1 protein-coding gene is annotated in these 1234 nt (G+C 34.4%); it reads right to left on the bottom strand.

Going from position 1 to position 1234, the window contains the following annotated elements; genetic code table 11:
- Positions 1 to 219: 219 nt before the first annotated feature.
- Positions 220 to 1023 carry a M23 family metallopeptidase gene (locus KPC_RS19860; protein ID WP_121976010.1) on the bottom strand — a complete coding sequence of 268 codons (804 nt, stop codon included), beginning with the start codon at positions 1021 to 1023 and terminating at the stop codon, positions 220 to 222.
- Positions 1024 to 1234: the final 211 nt, after the last annotated feature.

Below are 1234 nucleotides of genomic sequence, written 5' to 3'. Positions count from 1 at the left end.
TTTAAATGCTAATTTTGTCTTTTTCAGAAACCCGCCTTATATATGCTTCATAATGTTCTAAAATTTGTGTATGTGATTTATATGATGAATCACATATTAAAAATAACGATAAATCACAATTGAAAGTTATCAAGGCAGAATGAGCTGAAACAGAAGATAAGTTTTATCGGTCGTGAAATAGCTTTTGGTTAGCAAGGGAATGATGCATATAAAGTGAAATTATTTTTTCAAGAAAAGCTGCGGGTCTACCCGAGCATTATTTAAGCTCATTCCCCAATGTAAATGAGATCCGGTTGCTCTTCCTGTTTTACCAACAAGTCCTATTAAATCCCCTTGCCTGACTGATTGTCCTTTGCTGACATTAATTTTACTCAAATGGCAAAACATACTGATTAACCCTTGTCCATGATCAATAAGAACGGTATTGCCATTAAAAAAGTAATTTCCTGTTTGCACAACGATACCTTCAGCAGGTGCAATAACTTTTTGACCTGTTGGTGCAGGGATATCTAAACCCGAATGTGGTGCACGTTCTTCACCATTAAAAAAGCGTTTACGGCCAAAAGAGTTATTAAATTTTCCTTTGGTTGGAGTAATAAAGTCAGGGAAAGTACTCCAGTTTGAAGGGGTAAAGGATTTGTATATGGTAGCTTGTTCTTCAGCTTCTCTTGCATAACGTTCTAATTGAGCCTGATCGGGGCTGACATAGCTTTGATCTTTTAATTTTATATATTGCTGTGCATAGGGATAAGTTTGCACTTCAATCTGAATGGGTTCTGCGTTGGTCTGTAATTGTAGGGGGCCGAATGGAGTGGATAAGGGAATACCAAAAACCGCATATCGTTGATCTTTAGATTGAATAATCAATACTTGCTGTTGTTTATAATAAACCTGCTGGATATTTTGACTCAACGGGATAACAGCAATGCCGCCAGCACGACGAGAGTCCTGTGGAAGTTGAGCCATAATGTGTGTACTTTGGCCAAAGAGTAAAGCACACAGGAATCCGATTTTACTTTTCATTTTTTGTTAATTATATAAATCATGATATGTGATTGATGATTATAACAAGTGAATGTTGCTTTTCATTTATCTCTTTTGTGTAGCAAAACACAAAAAGGAGAATCTGTGAAAAAAATTACATCTCATTACTTGAAAAATATCATAGATATACCAATATTATTACTGTATTTTATTTAAAAACTTTAAAATAAGTTTTTGAAAAATATATAAA

It is taken from the genome of Acinetobacter stercoris, assembly GCF_900323515.1.
GTDB classification, from domain to species: Bacteria; Pseudomonadota; Gammaproteobacteria; order Pseudomonadales; family Moraxellaceae; genus Acinetobacter; species Acinetobacter stercoris.
Note: the sequence above shows the minus strand (reverse complement) of the source record. Positions and strands in the feature narration are given on the sequence as shown.

Excerpts from the sequence above, each read along its gene's own strand:
- KPC_RS19860 (WP_121976010.1), bottom strand. The coding sequence starts at position 1,023 with ATGAAAAGTAAAATCGGATTCCTGTGTGCTTTACTCTTTGGCCAAAGT.